This window comes from Limnohabitans sp. 2KL-17, from assembly GCF_003063415.1.
Classification (GTDB): Bacteria; Pseudomonadota; Gammaproteobacteria; order Burkholderiales; family Burkholderiaceae_C; genus Limnohabitans_A.
In genome coordinates this window covers 1-18,784 of record NZ_NESK01000039.1, presented here as the reverse complement: position 1 = coordinate 18,784, position 18,784 = coordinate 1, and the positions used below count along the sequence as shown (strand labels likewise).

General features: G+C 55.1%; 14 protein-coding genes, 1 tRNA gene and 1 pseudogene. 15 read left to right on the top strand and 1 reads right to left on the bottom strand.

The window, feature by feature from the left end; genetic code table 11:
* From B9Z45_RS15555 to B9Z45_RS15485, 15 genes and pseudogenes are all read left to right on the top strand, one after another.
* Positions 1-129 (top strand): annotated as a pseudogene (locus B9Z45_RS15555) (elongation factor Tu); the annotation flags it as partial.
* A gap of 12 nt (positions 130-141) precedes the next feature.
* Positions 142-217: transfer RNA gene (locus B9Z45_RS15550), tRNA-Trp, on the top strand.
* 99 nt (positions 218-316) lie between these two features.
* Positions 317-700, top strand: coding sequence for a preprotein translocase subunit SecE (gene secE / locus B9Z45_RS15545; RefSeq protein WP_108408125.1), 384 nt, complete (start codon positions 317-319; stop codon positions 698-700).
* The gene (gene nusG, locus B9Z45_RS15540) at positions 700-1,281 is read left to right on the top strand and encodes a transcription termination/antitermination protein NusG (RefSeq protein ID WP_108408124.1); all 582 of its coding nucleotides are present in this window, start codon (positions 700-702) and stop codon (positions 1,279-1,281) included. Before secE ends, nusG begins: the two co-directional genes overlap by 1 nt.
* A gap of 122 nt (positions 1,282-1,403) precedes the next feature.
* Positions 1,404-1,835, top strand: a complete 432-nt coding sequence (gene rplK, locus B9Z45_RS15535; protein WP_108408127.1) for a 50S ribosomal protein L11 — start codon at positions 1,404-1,406, stop codon at positions 1,833-1,835.
* Positions 1,836-2,531: a 50S ribosomal protein L1 gene (gene rplA, locus B9Z45_RS15530; RefSeq protein ID WP_108408123.1), complete on the top strand. Its 696-nt coding sequence runs from the start codon at positions 1,836-1,838 to the stop codon at positions 2,529-2,531.
* 256 nt (positions 2,532-2,787) lie between these two features.
* On the top strand, positions 2,788-3,294 hold the full coding sequence (gene rplJ, locus B9Z45_RS15525; protein ID WP_108408122.1) for a 50S ribosomal protein L10: 507 nt from the start codon (positions 2,788-2,790) through the stop codon (positions 3,292-3,294).
* A 40-nt stretch (positions 3,295-3,334) separates the two neighbouring features.
* A complete protein-coding gene (gene rplL / locus B9Z45_RS15520) occupies positions 3,335-3,709 on the top strand; it encodes a 50S ribosomal protein L7/L12 (RefSeq protein WP_108408121.1) in 375 nt (124 codons plus the stop codon).
* Positions 3,710-4,007: 298 nt separating this feature from the next.
* A complete protein-coding gene (gene rpoB, locus B9Z45_RS15515; protein ID WP_108408120.1) occupies positions 4,008-8,132 on the top strand; it encodes a DNA-directed RNA polymerase subunit beta in 4,125 nt (1,374 codons plus the stop codon).
* Positions 8,133-8,155: 23 nt separating this feature from the next.
* Positions 8,156-12,370 (top strand): DNA-directed RNA polymerase subunit beta', encoded by a 4,215-nt coding sequence (rpoC, locus tag B9Z45_RS15510; protein ID WP_108408119.1) that lies wholly within the window; start codon positions 8,156-8,158, stop codon positions 12,368-12,370.
* Positions 12,371-12,473: 103 nt separating this feature from the next.
* Positions 12,474-13,016 (top strand): hypothetical protein, encoded by a 543-nt coding sequence (locus tag B9Z45_RS15505; RefSeq protein WP_108408118.1) that lies wholly within the window; start codon positions 12,474-12,476, stop codon positions 13,014-13,016.
* Positions 13,017-13,035: 19 nt separating this feature from the next.
* The gene (gene rsmB / locus B9Z45_RS15500) at positions 13,036-14,391 is read left to right on the top strand and encodes a 16S rRNA (cytosine(967)-C(5))-methyltransferase RsmB (protein WP_108408117.1); all 1,356 of its coding nucleotides are present in this window, start codon (positions 13,036-13,038) and stop codon (positions 14,389-14,391) included.
* The gene (locus B9Z45_RS15495) at positions 14,384-14,986 is read left to right on the top strand and encodes a DUF4390 domain-containing protein (RefSeq protein ID WP_233252227.1); all 603 of its coding nucleotides are present in this window, start codon (positions 14,384-14,386) and stop codon (positions 14,984-14,986) included. Before rsmB ends, B9Z45_RS15495 begins: the two co-directional genes overlap by 8 nt.
* Position 14,987: 1 nt before the next feature.
* Positions 14,988-17,285, top strand: a complete 2,298-nt coding sequence (locus B9Z45_RS15490; protein ID WP_108408116.1) for an ATP-binding protein — start codon at positions 14,988-14,990, stop codon at positions 17,283-17,285.
* 20 nt (positions 17,286-17,305) lie between these two features.
* A complete protein-coding gene (locus B9Z45_RS15485; protein WP_108408115.1) occupies positions 17,306-17,968 on the top strand; it encodes a response regulator in 663 nt (220 codons plus the stop codon).
* Between the two features lie 420 nt (positions 17,969-18,388).
* On the opposite strand, the gene B9Z45_RS15480 is transcribed toward B9Z45_RS15485, so the two are convergent.
* Positions 18,389-18,631: a hypothetical protein gene (locus B9Z45_RS15480; protein WP_146180933.1), complete on the bottom strand. Its 243-nt coding sequence runs from the start codon at positions 18,629-18,631 to the stop codon at positions 18,389-18,391.
* Between the last annotated feature and the right edge of the window lie 153 nt (positions 18,632-18,784).

Below are 18,784 nucleotides of genomic sequence, written 5' to 3'. Positions count from 1 at the left end.
CCGGGTGACAACGTGTCGATCACTGTGAAGTTGATCAACCCCATTGCGATGGAAGAAGGCTTGCGCTTCGCCATTCGTGAAGGTGGCCGCACCGTTGGTGCTGGCGTCGTTGCCAAGATCATTGCTTGAAGGGATTCAAGTAGGGGTATAGCTCAATTGGCAGAGCGTCGGTCTCCAAAACCGAAGGTTGTAGGTTCGATTCCTACTGCCCCTGCCACCTGAAGGGTGGATTCTTAAGCCTGCTAGAGCCCCTAGCGGGCTTCATTGTCTGACAAGAGTCCTCATGGGTTGAGGTTCAAAAAAGGTTTCAAGCCGTATGGCAACGTCCGAAGTTCAAACTGTGAGTGCTGCTGGTGACAAGATGCGTCTGGCATTGGCTGGCGCATTGGTCATTGCCGCATTGGTGGCCTTTTACATGCTGGCCAGCAAGGGCAGTTTGGCGCAATGGGCGGGCCTGCTGGTCGGCCTGCTGGCCAGTGTTGTCGTGTTCTTCACGTCTGAATCGGGCCGTCAATTGATTGCCTTTGGCCGCGATGCTGTTCGCGAAGTCAAGAAGGTGGTCTGGCCTGAGCGCAAGGAAGCCATGCAAATAACGGCATACGTGTTTGCCTTTGTGGTGGTGATGGCCTTGTTCTTGTGGCTGACCGACAAAACTCTCGAATGGGTTTTTTACGATCTGATTCTTGGGTGGAAAAAATAATGAATGATGCTGTAGTCAACGCTGCGATGGCCGGCTCATTGACCAACCCCGACCTCAAATGGTATGTGGTTCATGCGTATTCGGGCATGGAAAAAGCGGTCGAGCGCAACATCGTCGAACGCATCACGCGTTCAGGTATGGCGTCCAAATTTGGCCGTATTTTGGTGCCCACCGAAGAAGTGGTCGAAATCAAAAACGGACAAAAGAGAACCACTGAACGTAAATTTTTCCCTGGTTATGTGCTGGTGGAAATGGTGATGGACGATGAAACTTGGCACTTGGTGAAGCACACCAACAAGGTCACGGGCTTTGTGGGCGGTTCTAAAAATCGCCCAGCTCCTATTTCTGAAGCGGATGTTCAGAAAATTGTGAGCCAGATGCAAGAAGGCACTGACAAGCCGCGCCACAAGGTGGAGTTTGAGGTGGGTGAATACATCCGCGTCAAAGAAGGCCCATTCACTGATTTCAATGGCACCGTTGAAGAAGTCAATTACGAGCGCAACAAGATGCGCGTTTCAGTGACCATTTTTGGCCGCGCAACGCCCGTTGAGTTGGAGTTTGGTCAAGTCGAAAAAACCTGAACGGTTTTCTTTTTTCTGGCTGGCGCTTACCGACTCGGTGCCAGGCAATATTTCTGAGTCGTTAACCCCGGGGAGCCCAAGACCACATGGTCTTGAGCGTTAAAACCCGCAAGGAGAAAAGCATGGCGAAAAAAATCGTCGGCTTCATCAAGCTGCAAGTGCCAGCTGGTAAAGCCAATCCATCACCACCTATTGGTCCAGCATTGGGTCAACGTGGTTTGAACATCATGGAATTCTGCAAGGCGTTCAACGCCCAGACCCAGGGTGTTGAGCCAGGTCTGCCGCTGCCAGTGGTTATCACTGCGTTTGCTGACAAGTCCTTCACCTTCATCATCAAGACGCCGCCTGCAGCGACCTTGATCAAGAAGTCCCTCAAGATCGACAAAGCTTCTACTAAGCCAGGTCTTGAAAAAGTCGGCAAGATCACCCGCGCACAGCTGGAAGAAATCGCCACCACCAAGATGAAAGACCTGACTGCTGCCGACATGGATGCAGCCGTTCGAACCATCGCTGGTACTGCCCGGTCCATGGGCGTGAATGTGGAGGGCGTGTAAATGTCCAAACTCACCAAAAAACAAAAAGCCCAAGTCGGCAAAGTGGACAGTCTCAAGCTGTACGCTCTGACCGATGCCCTGACCATGGTCAAAGAACATGCCACTGCCAAGTTCGATGAATCCATCGACGTGGCTGTGCAACTCGGCATTGATGCCAAGAAGTCTGATCAAGTGGTGCGTGGCGCTGTCGTATTGCCCAACGGCACTGGTAAAACAGCCCGTGTTGCTGTGTTCGCCCAAGGCGCCAAGGCTGATGAAGCCCGCGCTGCTGGCGCTGACGTTGTCGGCATGGAAGACCTGGCTGCCCGCGTCAAAGCAGGCGATATGCCTTTCGATGTGGTGATCGCCGCCCCTGACGCGATGCGCGTTGTGGGTACTTTGGGTCAGATTTTGGGCCCACGTGGCCTGATGCCTAACCCAAAAGTCGGTACCGTGACCCCTGATGTGGCAACGGCCGTGAAGAACGCCAAAGCCGGTCAAGTCCAGTTCCGCGTTGACAAGGCCGGCATCGTGCATGGCACCATTGGCCGCCGTTCGTTCGATACGGACAAGTTGCAAGGCAACTTGGCGGCCTTGATTGAAGCGCTGGTGAAAGCCAAGCCTGCCACCAGCAAAGGCGTTTACCTGCGCAAAGTGGCCGTGTCTTCAACCATGGGTGTGGGCGTTCGCGTCGACACGCAATCCATCGCCGCTTGATGGCAAAAAATTTGAGTCGGCCTTAACGCTGGCTCAATGTGGTGGGCTGCAGTCTTTGCAAAGAGACGGCAGGCCATCCAAGACCGTTGGTGCACACACCGCTGTGCTTAATCAACAGACCCGCAAGTCAAATTGCAGGTTTGGGCCAACGCAGATGGCGATCCCGCTGCACATGGATGAATGTCCTGAACAGTTGGTCGCTGCAAATAGGCGTGTTTCAGGGGTGACCCGAAAAACACATACAAAGGAGTAGACCTTGAGTCTGAATCGCAGTGAGAAAGAAGCGGTCATCACCGAAGTGACCGACCTCGCCGCTAAAGCTCAAACGCTTGTGATGGCGGAATACCGTGGTATCACGGTCGCTGACATGACCAATTTGCGTGTCAAAGCTCGCAGTCTCGGCGTTTCGCTGACGGTGTTGAAAAACACCTTGGCGCGCCGTGCTGTGGCAGGTACGCAATTTGAAGTTGTCGCCGACCAGATGACCGGCCCGCTGATCTATGGCTTCTCTGAAGATGCAGTCGCCGCCGCCAAGGTGGTGGCTGACTTCGCGAAAACCAACGACAAGTTGGTGATTCGCGCAGGTGCATTTGCAGGAAAAGCTTTGGACGTCAATGGCGTTAAGCAATTGGCAAGCATCCCTTCGAAAGAAGTGTTGTTGGCTCAGTTGTGTGGCTTGCTGATGTCGCCAATGTCCCGCACCGCAGTGGTGTTGGGTGCTCTGGCGGCCAAAAAAGGCGAAGGCGAAGCTGTTGCCGCTTAAGGCCGGCGTTCGTGTTTTAACCAATTGTTAGGAAATAAAAATGGCATTCGATAAAGACGCATTTTTGACCGCGCTTGACAGCATGACGGTCATGGAACTCAACGAACTGGTGAAAGCCATCGAAGAGAAATTTGGTGTGAGCGCTGCGGCCATGGCTGCACCTGCTGCCGCTGGTGGTGGTGCTGCTGCTGCTGCGGAAGAGAAGACAGAATTCAACGTCATGTTGCTTGAAACCGGCGCTAACAAAGTGTCCGTCATCAAGGCCGTGCGCGAAATCACCGGTCTGGGCTTGAAAGAAGCCAAAGACCTGGTGGATGGTGCACCTAAAGCTGTCAAAGAAGGCCTGCCAAAGGCTGACGCTGAAGCTGCCAAGAAGAAGTTGGAAGAAGCTGGCGCCAAGGCCGAACTCAAGTAATTCGGTCGTGATCCAAGGCTGGAGTGCCCGAAAGGGTCTCCAGCCTTTGGTGCTTGAATAGCGGACAGAAGTACAAGCTGAAAAGCCCACTTTTGCTGCTTCTCAAAACACCGGAAAGTTGATTTGTAAAAGTCAGCTTTTCAGTGTTTTCTGACCCGACTGCAGAAAACCCTTGGTACGGGTTGCGTGCAATGCGCAATCGTCCGCCAACGCTGGTAGTGGCCAGCCGCCAAGCCCGTTGAATGAGTGCAAAAGCTCGTTCAACACACAGTTCTGAAAGATCAAGCCCGGAGATCTCATGGCCTATTCATACACCGAACGCAAGCGAATCCGCAAAAGTTTCGGAAGCCGCGAAAGCGTGCTCGAAGTTCCTTACCTGCTGCAAATGCAAAAAGACGCTTACACGTCATTTTTACAAGCAGGTGTTGTTTCATCCAAACGCACACACGAAGGCCTGCAAGCCGCATTCGAGTCGGCTTTCCCGATCGTGTCCCACAACGGTTTTGTGGAGATGAAATTTGTCGAGTACAACTTGGCCAAACCAGCGTTTGACGTGCGCGAATGCCAGACACGAGGACTGACCTTCTCCTCGGCTGTGCGCGCTCGCGTTCAGCTCATCATTTACGACCGCGACTCATCGACATCGCAGTCCAAAGTGGTCAAGGAAGTTAAAGAGCAAGAGGTCTACATGGGCGAAGTGCCCCTGATGACCGACAAAGGCTCCTTCATCATCAACGGGACTGAACGCGTGATCGTGTCTCAGTTGCACCGTTCGCCTGGCGTATTCTTCGAGCACGACAAAGGCAAAACCCACAGTTCGGGCAAGCTGTTGTTCAGCGCGCGCATCATCCCTTACCGCGGTTCGTGGCTCGACTTCGAATTCGACCCCAAAGACATTCTTTACTTCAGGGTTGACCGTCGCCGCAAGATGCCTGTCTCGATTTTGCTCAAGGCCATTGGCCTGAACCCTGAATCGATCCTGGCGAACTTTTTCGTCAACGACAATTTCCGCTTGATGGACAGCGGCGCACAAATGGAATTTGTTGCCGAACGCCTGCGTGGGGAAGTTGCACGTTTTGACATCACCGACAAGTCCGGCAAAGTGGTGATCGCCAAAGACAAACGAATCACTGTGCGCCACACCCGCGAACTTGAACAATCGGGTACCACGCACATTAGTGTGCCGGAAGACTTCCTGATCGGGCGTGTGGTCGCTCGCAGCATCGTTGATGCAGACACCGGTGAAATCATCGCCAAGGCCAACGAAGAATTGACCGAAGCGCTGATGAAGAAGTTGCGTACATCCGGCGTTCAGGATTTGCCGTGTATTTACACGAACGAACTGGACCAGGGGGCGTACATTTCGCAGACCTTGCGCATCGATGAGACCGTTGACGAGTTTGCGGCACGCGTCGCGATCTACCGCATGATGCGTCCTGGCGAGCCACCAACAGAAGACGCTGTGCAGGCCCTGTTCCAGCGTTTGTTCTACAACCCTGACACCTACGACTTGTCGCGTGTCGGTCGTATGAAATTCAATGCGCGAGTGGGTCGCCCTGACTCGACAGGCCCCATGGTGCTCACCAACGAAGACATCCTGGCTGTGGTCAAGATTTTGGTGGACTTGCGCAACGGCAACGGTGAAGTTGACGACATCGATCACCTGGGCAACCGCCGCGTGCGTTGCGTCGGTGAGCTGGCCGAAAACCAATACCGAACAGGTTTGGCGCGTATCGAAAAAGCTGTGAAAGAGCGTTTGGGCCAAGCTGAGCAAGAACCGCTCATGCCACACGACCTGATCAACTCCAAGCCGATCTCTGCGGCCCTGAAAGAGTTTTTCGGTGCATCACAGCTGTCACAGTTCATGGACCAGACCAACCCTCTGGCCGAGATCACCCACAAGCGCCGTGTTTCGGCACTTGGCCCAGGTGGTTTGACCCGCGAACGTGCAGGTTTTGAAGTGCGCGACGTGCACGTGACCCATTACGGCCGTGTCTGCCCCATTGAAACACCTGAAGGTCCAAACATTGGTTTGATTAACTCGTTGGCCCTGTACGCCCGCCTGAACGAATATGGGTTCATTGAGACCCCCTATCGCCAAGTGATCGACGGCAAAGTCACGATGAACATAGACTACCTGTCGGCCATCGAAGAAGGCAAGTACGTCATCGCCCAGGCCAACGCGGCTTTGGACAAAGACGGCAAGCTGACCGGTGATTTGGTTTCTGCCCGTGAAAAAGGCGAATCCATCTTGTGCGGCGCCGAGCGCATCCAGTACATGGACGTTTCGCCTGCCCAGATCGTTTCAGTGGCTGCATCTTTGGTGCCGTTCCTGGAGCACGATGACGCCAACCGCGCATTGATGGGCGCAAACATGTCGCGTCAGGCTGTGCCTGTATTGCGTCCTGAAAAGCCCATGGTCGGGACCGGTATCGAGCGTGTTGCTGCTGTTGACTCGGGCACCGTCGTCACGGCCACACGCGGTGGCATCGTGGATTACGTCGATGCAACGCGCATCGTGATCCGCGTCAACGACGCCGAAGCCATGGCCGGCGAAGTCGGCGTGGACATCTACAACCTGATCAAGTACCAGCGTTCCAACCAGAACACCAACATCCACCAACGCCCCATCGTTCAACGCGGTGACAAGCTGGCCAAGGGTGATGTGATCGCCGACGGCGCCTCGACTGATCTGGGCGAAATCGCGATTGGTCAGAACATGCTGATCGCCTTCATGCCATGGAACGGCTACAACTTCGAAGATTCGATCCTGATTTCTGAACGTGTCGTATCGGAAGACCGCTACACCTCGATCCACATCGAAGAACTCGTGGTGATGGCCCGTGACACCAAGTTGGGCGCCGAAGAAATTTCGCGCGATATTCCCAACTTGTCCGAGCAACAACTGGGTCGTCTGGACGATTCCGGCATCATTTACGTGGGTGCAGAAGTGCAACCCGGTGATGTGCTGGTTGGCAAGGTCACGCCAAAAGGCGAGACCACACTGACCCCGGAAGAAAAGCTGTTGCGCGCCATCTTCGGTGAAAAAGCCAGTGATGTAAAAGACACTTCGCTGCGTGTAGACCAGGGCTCACAAGGCACAGTGATAGACGTGCAGGTCTTCACCCGTGAAGGCATCGTGCGTGACAAGCGTGCACAACAAATCATCGACGACGAACTCAAGCGCTTCCGTCTGGATTTGAACGACCAGTTGCGCATTGTCGAAGCCGATGCATTTGACCGCATTGAAAAATTGCTGGTTGGACGCGTGGCCAACGGTGGTCCGCAGAAACTTGCCAAAGGCACCAAGCTGGACAAGGCCTATATGGCTTCGGTCGAGAAGTTCCACTGGTTCGACATTCGCCCTGCTGAAGACGATGTGGCCATGCAACTCGAATCCATCAAGAATTCGCTGGAGCAAACCCGTCACAGCTTCGACTTGTCTTTTGAAGAAAAGCGCAAGAAGCTCACGCAAGGTGACGAGTTGCCAGCGGGCGTGCTGAAAATGGTCAAGGTCTATCTGGCCGTCAAGCGCCGCTTGCAACCGGGTGACAAAATGGCTGGCCGCCACGGTAACAAAGGGGTGGTCTCCAAGATCGTACCGGTCGAAGACATGCCCTACATGGCAGACGGCACCCCAGTAGACATCGTGCTCAACCCACTGGGCGTGCCATCGCGCATGAACGTGGGTCAGGTGCTCGAAGTTCACCTGGGTTGGGCTGGCAAAGGCATTGGCCATCGCATTGGCAACATGCTGCAAGCTGAAACCCAACGCCAGGAAAAGATTGCTGAATTGCGCAAACTTTTCGAGCAGTTGTACAACAGCATGGGGCGCAAGGAAGACTTGTCGCAACTGACTGACGACGAAATCCTCGCCATGGCTGGCAACCTCAAAGAAGGTTTCCCATTCGCTACGCCGGTGTTCGATGGTGCAGCTGAAGAAGAAATCCGCGCGATGTTGCATTTGGCCTATCCGGAAGATCTGGCCAAGGCCAAGGGATTGACCGCCACACGCACACAAGCCAATTTGTTTGATGGCCGTTCAGGCGATGCTTTTGACCGTCCGACCACCATTGGCTACATGCACTTCTTGAAACTTCACCACTTGGTGGACGACAAGATGCATGCGCGCTCGACAGGTCCTTACAGCTTGGTCACTCAGCAGCCGCTGGGTGGTAAGGCTCAGTTCGGTGGTCAGCGTTTCGGTGAGATGGAAGTGTGGGCGCTGGAGGCATACGGTGCTTCTTACGTTCTGCAAGAAATGCTCACCGTCAAGTCCGATGACGTGCAAGGCCGTACCAAGGTCTACGAGAGCATCGTCAAAGGTGAACACTCCATCGAAGCGGGTATGCCCGAATCGTTCAACGTGCTGGTCAAGGAAATCCGTTCGCTGGGTCTTGACATCGAGCTCGAGCGTTCTTAATTCACAGGCAAAGGATTTAAACCATGAAATCACTACTCGACCTGTTCAAGCAGTTCACGCCCGATGACCATTTTGATGCCATCCGCATCGGTCTGGCATCGCCTGAGAAGATCCGTTCGTGGTCTTTCGGTGAGGTGAAAAAGCCGGAAACCATTAACTACCGCACCTTCAAGCCTGAGCGCGACGGTCTTTTTTGTGCCAAGATTTTTGGCCCTATCAAAGACTATGAGTGCTTGTGCGGCAAGTACAAGCGTCTCAAGCACCGCGGCGTGATCTGCGAGAAATGCGGCGTTGAAGTCACACAGACCAAAGTGCGTCGCGAGCGCATGGGCCACATTGATCTGGCTGCGCCTTGTGCCCATATTTGGTTCCTGAAATCATTGCCATCACGTTTGGGCCTGGTGCTCGACATGACGCTGCGCGATATCGAGCGTGTTCTGTACTTTGAAGCCTATGTGGTGACCGATCCCGGCATGACTCCGCTGAAGAAATTCGGCATCATGACTGAAGACGACTACGATGCCAAGCTCAAGGAATACGGTGACGAATTCACTGCCAAGATGGGCGCTGAAGGCATCCGTGAATTGCTCGAAGGCATTGACATTGAAAGCGAAATCGAACGCTTGCGCGGCGACTTGACTGGCTCAGAACTGAAAGTCAAAAAGAACTCCAAGCGCCTCAAAGTGCTGGAAGCTTTCAAGAAATCGGGTATCAAGCCTGGCTGGATGGTGCTCGAAGTGCTGCCCGTGTTGCCGCCGGACTTGCGTCCTTTGGTGCCGCTGGATGGCGGCCGCTTTGCGACCTCTGACCTGAACGACCTGTATCGCCGCGTCATCAACCGCAACAGCCGACTGCGCCGTTTGCTGGAACTGAAGGCGCCCGAGATCATCGCCCGCAACGAAAAGCGTATGTTGCAAGAAGCGGTGGACAGCCTGTTGGACAACGGCCGTCGCGGCAAAGCCATGACCGGCGCCAACAAGCGTGCCCTGAAGTCTTTGGCTGACATGATCAAAGGCAAGAGCGGTCGTTTCCGTCAAAACTTGCTGGGCAAGCGCGTCGACTATTCGGGTCGTTCCGTCATCACCGTCGGACCAACGCTCAAGCTGCACCAGTGCGGTTTGCCCAAGTTGATGGCCATCGAACTGTTCAAACCATTCATCTTTGCCCGCCTCGAAGCAATGGGCATTGCGACCACCATCAAGGCCGCCAAGAAAGAAGTTGAAGCCGGCACGCCGGTGGTGTGGGACATCCTGGAAGAGGTCATCAAAGAGCATCCCGTGATGCTTAACCGTGCGCCTACGCTGCACCGTTTGGGCATTCAGGCGTTTGAGCCTTTGTTGATTGAAGGCAAAGCCATTCAGTTGCATCCGCTTGTTTGCGCGGCCTTCAACGCCGACTTTGACGGTGACCAGATGGCCGTTCACGTGCCGCTGTCGGTGGAAGCCCAGATGGAGGCTCGCACCTTGATGCTGGCCTCGAACAACATCTTGTTCCCAGCTTCTGGTGAACCCTCCATCGTGCCGTCACAAGACGTGGTGCTGGGTCTTTACTACGCGACGCGTGACCGCATCAACGCCAGGGGCGAAGGTTTGATCTTTGCCGACATTGGCGAAGTGCAGCGTGCTCTGGATGCAGATGCTGTGGAGTTGACCGCCAAGATCAACGTGCGCATGACCGAGTGGACAAAAGACAAAGTCACAGGTGAATTCTCTTCATCGGTGTCGATGGTCGAAACCACTGTCGGCCGTGCATTGCTGTCTGAAATCTTGCCCAAAGGCCTTCCTTTCTCGAACCTGAACAAGGCTCTGAAGAAGAAAGAGATTTCCAAGCTGATCAACACGTCCTTCCGCAAGTGCGGCCTGAAAGAGACCGTGGTGTTTGCCGACAAGCTGTTGCAAAACGGTTTCCGTTTGGCTACACGCGCCGGCATCTCGATCGGTATCGATGACATGTTGGTGCCACCAGAAAAACCCGCCATCATTGAGGCCGCTGAAAAAGAAGTCAAAGACATCGAACAGCAATACGTCTCTGGACTTGTAACTGCTGGCGAGCGCTACAACAAAGTGGTCGACATCTGGGGCAAAGCTGGTGACGTCGTGTCCAAGGTGATGATGGACCAGCTCCGTAAAGAGCGGACCATTGACCGCCATGGCAACGAAGTCGATCAGGAATCGTTCAACTCGATTTACATGATGGCCGACTCCGGCGCTCGCGGTTCTGCTGCGCAGATTCGTCAGTTGGCCGGTATGCGTGGCCTGATGGCCAAGCCCGACGGCTCGATCATCGAGACCCCCATCACGGCGAACTTCCGTGAAGGTCTGAACGTGTTGCAGTACTTCATTTCGACACACGGTGCACGAAAAGGCCTGGCCGACACGGCTTTGAAAACTGCGAACTCAGGTTACCTGACGCGTCGTCTGGTAGACGTGACCCAAGACTTGGTCGTGACTGAACTCGATTGCGGCACTTCTGACGGCTCGCTGATGCGCGCCATCGTTGAAGGCGGCGAAGTAATCGAATCACTGCGCGACCGGATTCTGGGCCGAACTGTGGTTGAGGATGTCCTGCACCCTGAAAACCGTTCCGTGATGGCTGCATCAGGCATCATGCTCGACGAAGACTTGCTCGACGAACTGGAAGCTGCCGGTGTGGACGAAGTGAAGGTGCGTACTGCGCTGACCTGCGAGACACGTTTTGGTCTTTGCGCCAAATGCTATGGCCGCGATCTGGGCCGTGGTGGTCTGGTGAACAACGGCGAAGCAGTGGGTGTGATTGCTGCTCAGTCGATTGGTGAGCCAGGCACACAGCTGACCATGCGCACGTTCCACATTGGTGGTGCTGCATCCCGTGCAGCTGTAGCCTCTAGTGTGGAAGCAAAATCGAACGGCATCATCGGTTTCAATGCCACGATGCGTTATGTGACCAACAGCAAAGGCGAGTTGGTGGTGATTTCCCGTTCTGGCGAGATCGTCATCCACGAACACGGCCGTGAGCGTGAGCGTCACAAAGTGCCCTATGGTGCGATCTTGTCGGTCAAGGCCGATCAGACCATCAAGGCTGGCGCCATCCTGGCCAACTGGGACCCATTGACCCGACCGATCATCACCGAATTTGCCGGCCAGGTGAAATTCGAGAACGTCGAAGAAGGCCTGACCGTCGCCAAGCAATTGGACGAAGTGACCGGTTTGTCCACGCTGGTAGTGATCGATCCCAAGCGCCGTGGTGCTGCCAAGATCATCCGTCCTCAGGTCAAGCTGATCGACGCCGCAGGCAAGGAAGTCAAGATTCCTGGGACCGACCATTCGGTGACCATCGGCTTCCAGATCGGCTCGCTGATTCAGGTGCGCGATGGCATGAGCGTTGGCCCAGGCGAAGTGCTGGCCCGTATCCCGGTTGAAGGACAAAAGACGCGTGACATTACTGGCGGTTTGCCACGTGTCGCCGAGTTGTTTGAAGCCCGCACACCCAAAGACAAAGGCATGCTGGCCGAGATCACGGGTACTGTGTCTTTCGGCAAGGAAACCAAAGGCAAGGTCCGTTTGCAGATCACCGATCCTGATGGCAAGGTCTGGGATGAACTGATCCCCAAAGAGAAGAACATCCTGGTCCACGAAGGTCAGGTCGTCAACAAGGGCGAAAGCATTGTGGACGGCCCTGCCGACCCGCAAGACATCTTGCGTCTGTTGGGCATCGAAGAGTTGGCCCGCTACATCGTTGATGAAGTGCAGGACGTTTACCGCTTGCAAGGCGTGAAGATCAATGACAAGCACATCGAAGTGATTGTTCGTCAGATGCTTCGCCGGGTGGTTGTCGAGAACATCGGCGATTCCACCTACATTTCCGGCGAGCAGGTTGAGCGGTCCGAAATGCTCAACACCAACGATGCCTTGCAGAGCGACGGCAAGATCCCGGCGACTTTCAGCAACTTGTTGCTGGGTATCACCAAGGCTTCCTTGTCGACCGATTCGTTCATCTCTGCCGCTTCCTTCCAGGAAACGACCCGGGTGCTGACCGAAGCGGCGATCATGGGCAAGCGCGACGAACTGCGTGGCCTGAAAGAAAACGTGATCGTGGGTCGTCTGATTCCTGCAGGTACTGGCTTGGCGTACCACAAAGCGCGTGCCGTCAAGGATGCCATGGACGACGCAGAGCGCCGCGCCATTGCCGATGCCGAAGCTGCAGACTTGGCTGGAACATCGACCGAAGACGCTGTCTCCGACGCAGGTGAAGCTGCCTGAGTGACGCATTCACCTGTTGCAAGGTGAACAGCTTGAACAGCCCCTGCACCGGTTTGCGGTCAGGGGCTGTTTTTTATGGTGAGGATTGGACAGAGGTGAAAACATGGGAGCACTGATTTTTGGCATCTTGCTTGCGCTTGCCCTGTTTTGGGCGGTCGGCGCACACAATCGCTTGCTGCGTCTGCGCGCAGAGGTTGTGAGACAGTGGAGCAGTGTCGATGCCGTCTGGCTTCGCTTGCTGGTTCGCATGCAGGGCGGCATCGCTGCGCGTCAGTCATTGGCCATTGAAGATGGCGCAGATGGTCTGCAAGCATTGCAATCGGCCAGTGATGATTTGCTCGAGGCCTTGTTGCAGGCTCGTTTGCAGCCATTGGACGGAGCGTGCCAAAAGCAGGTTGTGGCGCAGCACCAAAAGGTGGTGGCGCAAATCCGCTTGATGCTGCAAACAACCAACGATGCAGTCAAACCCGATCTGGACATCGCATTGAACCGAATGCGTCAAACCTTGCCTGCTGCGCTCATTCCGTACCATGTGGCCGTTGCCGCATACAACGATGCGCTGGCCATGCGGCCTGCATCCTGGCTTGCGCAACGTCTGAACCTTCAACCTGCCATGCGAATGGATTTGTCCATGGGCGCTGCCTGAGCGTTCTTTGAAATCATCGATGACACAACTTGCCCAATCCAGCGGACAGACTTCTTCAGGCCAGTCCCCACCTTTATGGCGACTGCTGCAAGCCACCGCTGCTGCTGTGCAGGCCACACGCCAGGGGCGGTCACTGACCGCTCAACTTGAAAGTGTCCCGCATGAACTGCGCCCTGGGGTTCAAGCCCTAAGCTTTCACGTGCTCAGGCAACTGGGTCGGGCAAGTGCCTTGCGTGAGCAACTTGCTGCGAAAACGCCATCACCGCCAGCAGATGCCCTGTTGTGTACGGCATTGGCCTTGTGCTTTAACGAGGCAGATGCGCCGTACCCCATCCATACATTGGTCAATCAAACGGTGGAGGCCGCTCGCAAGCAAAGACAAACACAAGCCCAAAGCGGGTTCATCAACGCTTGCCTCAGGCGTTTTATGCGCGAACGCGAAGCATTGGTGAAGCAAACCGACGATGATTTACAGGCCCGATGGAACCACCCCCGTTGGTGGGTGGAGCGCTTGCAGGCTGATCACCCGCTTCACTGGCAGCAGCTTCTGGAGGTGGCACAAAAACCTGCACCGATGACGCTGCGAGTCAACCAATTGCACCACACGGTTGCAGCCTATCAGCAGCAACTGGCATCAATCGGTGTGGGTGCTCAAGCCGTGGGAGCGCAGGGCTTGCAATTGACACGGGCCATGCCAGTGCACCAGTTGCCTGGATTTTCGGAGGGCCATGTTTCCGTGCAAGATGCCGCGGCACAAGTGGCTGCCCCCTTATTGTTACGGGGCATGGAAAACGCAAAGCCATGGCGAATTTTGGATGCTTGTGCCGCCCCCGGGGGCAAAACCGGACATTTGCTTGAAATCCACCCCCATGCCCATGTGCTGGCTTTGGATGTGGATGCGTCACGCTGCGAGCGGATTCATCAGAATTTGCAGCGTTTGGGCCTGCAAGCCGAGGTGCTTGCGGCGGACGCCGGACAACCTGCGCAATGGTGGGATGGGCAAGCGTTTGACGCCATCTTGCTGGACGCACCCTGCACAGCATCTGGCATTGTCCGAAGGCACCCAGATGTGCGCTGGCTGCGCAGGCCTACAGACAGCGGGCAATTGGCCAAAACACAGGCGGCGCTGCTCAAGGCGCTTTGGCCTTTGCTCGTGCCTGGAGGGCGCCTGCTTTATTGCACTTGCTCCGTCTTCAAGGCCGAGGGTGATGAGACCGTTCAGGCGTTTCTTCAAAGCAACACCAATGCCCTATTGCACCTCTCGCCGGGACATTTGATTCCCGGGCAGGTGTTAATTGGGCTGCCAGTCGAGGACAATCCCATGGGTGAACACGATGGGTTTTATTACGCACTTCTGGAAAAGCGCCTTGGCTAAGCTCTGGCGCTTGGGCGGCTGGGTCCTTGGGGCCTGGCTGCTTGTCGTGCCATCTGTCTGGGCTCAAGCCTCCCTGCCCGAATTGGCAGAGTTGCGCGCCGAACGACGTGACACTGCGCTTTATTTGACCGCCCAGATCAAGCTGGAGTTGGGGTTTGCAATTGAAGATGCCCTGCTCAAAGGACTGGCGGTGCACTTTGTCGCAGAGGCCGAAGTCATGCGAGACCGCTGGTATTGGTATGACCGCAAAATTAACACGGCAACACGTTTCTACAGATTGGCTTTCCAACCCCTGACCCGGCGGTGGCGTCTGAACGTTTCCAATGAACCGATGTCTGGTGGAGGCCTGGCAGGCAGTATTTCACAGAGTTTCGAAACACTGCCTGAGGCGTTGGATGTGATCCGGCGCCAGTCCGGATGGAAGGTGGCCGAGATGGCCGACCTGGATTTGGAGGCGCGCCAATACATTGCTTACCGTTTCAGACTGGACACTTCTCAGCTGCCCCGCCCGTTTCAGATCGCCGCCGGCAACCAATCCGAGTGGGCTTTGATGGTGGCCAGGCAGTTGCGAATCACGCCGGACATGGTGCGCTGAAATGGGGCTTTCGACCAACCGATCTGCAAAGAAGCAGCTGCAGGCATCGCGCACCAGTCGATGGCTGTTGGCTTTAGGTGCCTTGGCAATGGTGGTGATCGGTTTGGGACTGATCGTGCTGATGACCCAAGCCACAGGCAATCGTGAAAGCTACAACCAGAATTACGAATGGCTTGTGTTGATCAACGCCGTAGTGGCCAGTGGTTTGCTGATCACCATCTTGTGGGGCGCGGTAAGGCTATTGATAAGATTCCGGCGTGGCCAATTCGGCTCCCGCTTGCTGGTTAAGCTGGCCGGGATCTTTGCTCTGGTGGGCGTCATTCCGGGCGTGCTGATTTATGTGGTGTCCTACCAGTTCGTATCACGATCAATCGAGAGCTGGTTCGATGTCAAAGTGGAGGCGGCGCTGGTTGCCGGCCTGAACCTGGGACGAGCCACGCTTGACACCCTGAGCACCGATCTGTCCAAACAAGCGCGAGTTGCAGCCACCCAATTGAGCGATGTGGCCGACGTCAGTGCTGGCATTGCCCTGGAAAAAATGCGTGAGCAACTGGGCGTCAGCGATGCTGTGCTCTGGACCACCAGCGGACGGATGGTTGCCAGTGCCGGGCAATCCAGATTTCAAATTCGCCCCGAACTCCCCCCGATACAGCAACTCAAAGACGCGAAGCAAAAAGGCAGTGTTGAATGGGTTGAGGGACTTGACGAAGCCATACCCGGAGGCGACAAGGGGCGCGTCAAGGTGCTGGTTTTGCTGCCTCAATCAGGACTTGCATTTGACGAAGACCGCCGCTTGCTGCAGGTGACACAAGACTTGCCACCTACGCTGGTCAACAACGCACTCGAAGTGCAGGGCGCTTACCGTGAGTACCAGGAGCGGGCGCTGGCCCGCGAAGGCTTGCGGCGCATGTACATTGGCACGCTGACGCTCAGTTTGTTCTTGGCCGTGCTCGGTGCAATCCTGCTGGCCGTGGTGTTGGGTAACCAATTGGCGCGACCCTTGTTGTTGCTGGCGCACGGCATGCGTCAAGTGGCCTCAGGGGACTTGACGCCCAAGTTGGCCTTGCAAGGCAACGATGAACTCGGTGGCTTGACCCGTTCATTTGCAGACATGACGCAACAATTGTCTGACGCCCGTACAAACGTGCAACGCAGCCTGGTTCAGCTGGATACAGCACGCGGTAATTTGCAAACCATCCTGGACAATCTGACGGCAGGCGTCATGGTGCTCGATGCTCAAGGCGTGATTCAGTCGGCCAATCCAGGCGCGACCCGGATTTTGCGAGTGCCCGTGGCCGCCTATAAAGGTTTGCCGCTGCTCAGCCTGCCTGAACTGGCAGGCTTTGCGCAAGGCGTGGCTGAGCAGTTCGCCATGCTTCGATTGGACAAAGATGCCCATGAACTGGACCACTGGCAAAAATCCTTCGAAGTTCACGCCACGGGTCAGGGGCTGACGGAGACGGCGCTGACATTGCTGGCACGTGGTGCAGTTTTGCCTGATGGCATGCGTCTTCTGGTGTTTGATGACATTTCTGAAATCGTGTCTGCTGAACGCGCACAGGCCTGGGGCGAAGTGGCCAGGCGTTTGGCGCACGAAATCAAAAACCCGCTCACCCCGATACAACTGTCTGCAGAAAGACTGCAGAGAAAATTGATCGGCAAGCTCGATCCTCAAGACGATGCCGTGCTGAACAAATCGGTCAAAACGATCGTGGATCAGGTTGACTCCATGAAGCGCCTTGTCAATGAGTTTCGTGACTATGCCCGCTTGCCATCGGCCGATCTCAAGCCGGTGAAGCTCAATGACCTGATTGCTGAGTTGATGGTTCTGTATGCAAATGACCCAACCGATCACATCCATCGAGCCCCTGTGATCATGGAACTCGATCACTCATGCCCACCCATATCGGGGGATGAGCAGCAGTTGAGACAGGTGATCCATAACCTGCTGCAAAATGCGCAGGATGCCTGTGAGGTAAAAGGAGAAGTGCCCCTGGACGCACGCGTTGGTGTGCGCACAGAATGGAACGCATCACGCAATCGGGTTCGCTTGACAGTGACCGATACGGGGCCCGGTTTTGAGCCCAATATTCTTAAACGTGCATTTGAACCTTACGTCACAACCAAGGCCAAAGGCACAGGATTGGGGCTGGCGGTGGTGAAGAAAATCGCCGATGAACACTCGGCCAAAATTGAGCTGGGCAACGTGATACAAGATGGTGAAATCAAGGGTGCGCAAGTCTCGTTATCATTCACACTGGATTCCACAACGGGCAGCTTGACCAAGCCCATCCATTGAACAGAGACACGGCAAACAATATGGCAAATATTTTGGTGGTTGACGATGAGCTCGGCATACGTGACCTGCTCTCAGAAATCCTGTTTGACGAAGGGCATCAAGTTGAACTTGCCGAAAATGCAGCCATGGCCCGTGAAGTGCGACTGCGCATGCGCCCTGACCTGGTGTTGCTGGACATCTGGATGCCTGATACCGACGGCGTGAGCCTTTTGAAAGAATGGGCGACGGCGGGGTTGCTCAACATGCCCGTGATCATGATGAGTGGGCACGCCACCATCGACACGGCTGTTGATGCGGTCAAGATTGGTGCGCAAGCCTTTTTGGAAAAACCCATCACCTTGCAAAAGTTGCTCAAGGCGGTGGAGCAGGGCCTTGCCCGCGATCAGGTCAAACAAGCAATGAGCTCGGCCGTTGCCATGCAAGCAAGCGCTGCTTTGTCGTCAGTCTTGCTCAACGGCAATGTCATCAGTGCGGTGCTCGAGGTTCAGCAAAGCTTTCACCTGGATCGGCCTTTGCGAGAGGCGCGTGATGCGTTTGAAAAAGCATACTTTGAATTTCATCTCGCCCATGAGGCGGGTTCCATGACCAAAGTGGCAGAAAAGACCGGCCTTGAGCGAACGCATCTGTACAGAAAGCTCAAACAGTTGGGTGTGGATTTGTCCCGCAGCAAACGCCAAGGCTGACTCGACTGAAATGCATCAGAAACCGAGTGTGACTCTGCTATAATTTTTGCACAGGCCCGGTAGCTCAGTTGGTAGAGCAGCGGATTGAAAAAGTCCGTCCGGCGCTAGAACTTCAGCATTAATGGCGCCTGCAAATTGGGTGCAAAACGGTGCGGCACACTCTGTGCTGACAGTGCTAAATCCCCCCTTCTAAAGTTAATTCAAAGTAGTTTAAAACTGCTTTTTTGGCATCAGCTTGGCAGTCTGTTGGCGCAGCGCTTCAGCTAGCGCAGCCCCCAGCTTTTTCCAACGCCCTGCAACGCTTTTACAAGCCCTACAGCACGCTTTTTGCCCAGAGGGCAGATGTTGGGTGCTGGGCAGTGCTTGTAGAGCTATTTCAGCTTGTGCCACTCCGCGAGCGTAAAGAAAATTTACGGTGAGTTATTCAATGCCAAGCGGGTTGCCTTTTACGGAGATCAGCGTCCAATCGCACTGTCCCTTGGCATCGCATACGTAATATTTTTCGTTATCTATCTTGTGAAGGGTGAAGCAAACCTCTTGACCTCCACCACTGGACTGCTCGCAACGCTTACCGTCCTTGATCTTGTACCAGCCTTCAAATCGCATACCGATATTGGCTGCACCTGAGTAAAAGACCCTGTTACCAGTCTCCTTGTAATGCATGTCCAGTTTTTGAGAACCTTGTAGCTTCCCTGATGGCCACCCAAATTCCCCCACTTATGGCCACTTCAAAATCCCCCACCTGAATTGATCGGGGACAGGGGTTCAAAGCCGACACCGTCGGCACCTGTTGGCAGGACGCATGTTCTGGCCCTC

What these genes read in the sequence shown, in the direction of transcription:
- secE (WP_108408125.1), top strand. Translation starts at nt 317, where the DNA reads ATGGCAACGTCCGAAGTTCAAACTGTGAGTGCTGCTGGTGACAAGATG.
- nusG (WP_108408124.1), top strand. Translation starts at nt 700, where the DNA reads ATGAATGATGCTGTAGTCAACGCTGCGATGGCCGGCTCATTGACCAAC.
- rplK (WP_108408127.1), top strand. Translation starts at nt 1,404, where the DNA reads ATGGCGAAAAAAATCGTCGGCTTCATCAAGCTGCAAGTGCCAGCTGGT.
- rplA (WP_108408123.1), top strand. Translation starts at nt 1,836, where the DNA reads ATGTCCAAACTCACCAAAAAACAAAAAGCCCAAGTCGGCAAAGTGGAC.
- rplL (WP_108408121.1), top strand. Translation starts at nt 3,335, where the DNA reads ATGGCATTCGATAAAGACGCATTTTTGACCGCGCTTGACAGCATGACG.
- rpoB (WP_108408120.1), top strand. Translation starts at nt 4,008, where the DNA reads ATGGCCTATTCATACACCGAACGCAAGCGAATCCGCAAAAGTTTCGGA.
- rpoC (WP_108408119.1), top strand. Translation starts at nt 8,156, where the DNA reads ATGAAATCACTACTCGACCTGTTCAAGCAGTTCACGCCCGATGACCAT.
- B9Z45_RS15505 (WP_108408118.1), top strand. Translation starts at nt 12,474, where the DNA reads ATGGGAGCACTGATTTTTGGCATCTTGCTTGCGCTTGCCCTGTTTTGG.
- rsmB (WP_108408117.1), top strand. Translation starts at nt 13,036, where the DNA reads ATGACACAACTTGCCCAATCCAGCGGACAGACTTCTTCAGGCCAGTCC.
- B9Z45_RS15490 (WP_108408116.1), top strand. Translation starts at nt 14,988, where the DNA reads ATGGGGCTTTCGACCAACCGATCTGCAAAGAAGCAGCTGCAGGCATCG.
- B9Z45_RS15485 (WP_108408115.1), top strand. Translation starts at nt 17,306, where the DNA reads ATGGCAAATATTTTGGTGGTTGACGATGAGCTCGGCATACGTGACCTG.
- B9Z45_RS15480 (WP_146180933.1), bottom strand. Translation starts at nt 18,631, where the DNA reads ATGCATTACAAGGAGACTGGTAACAGGGTCTTTTACTCAGGTGCAGCC.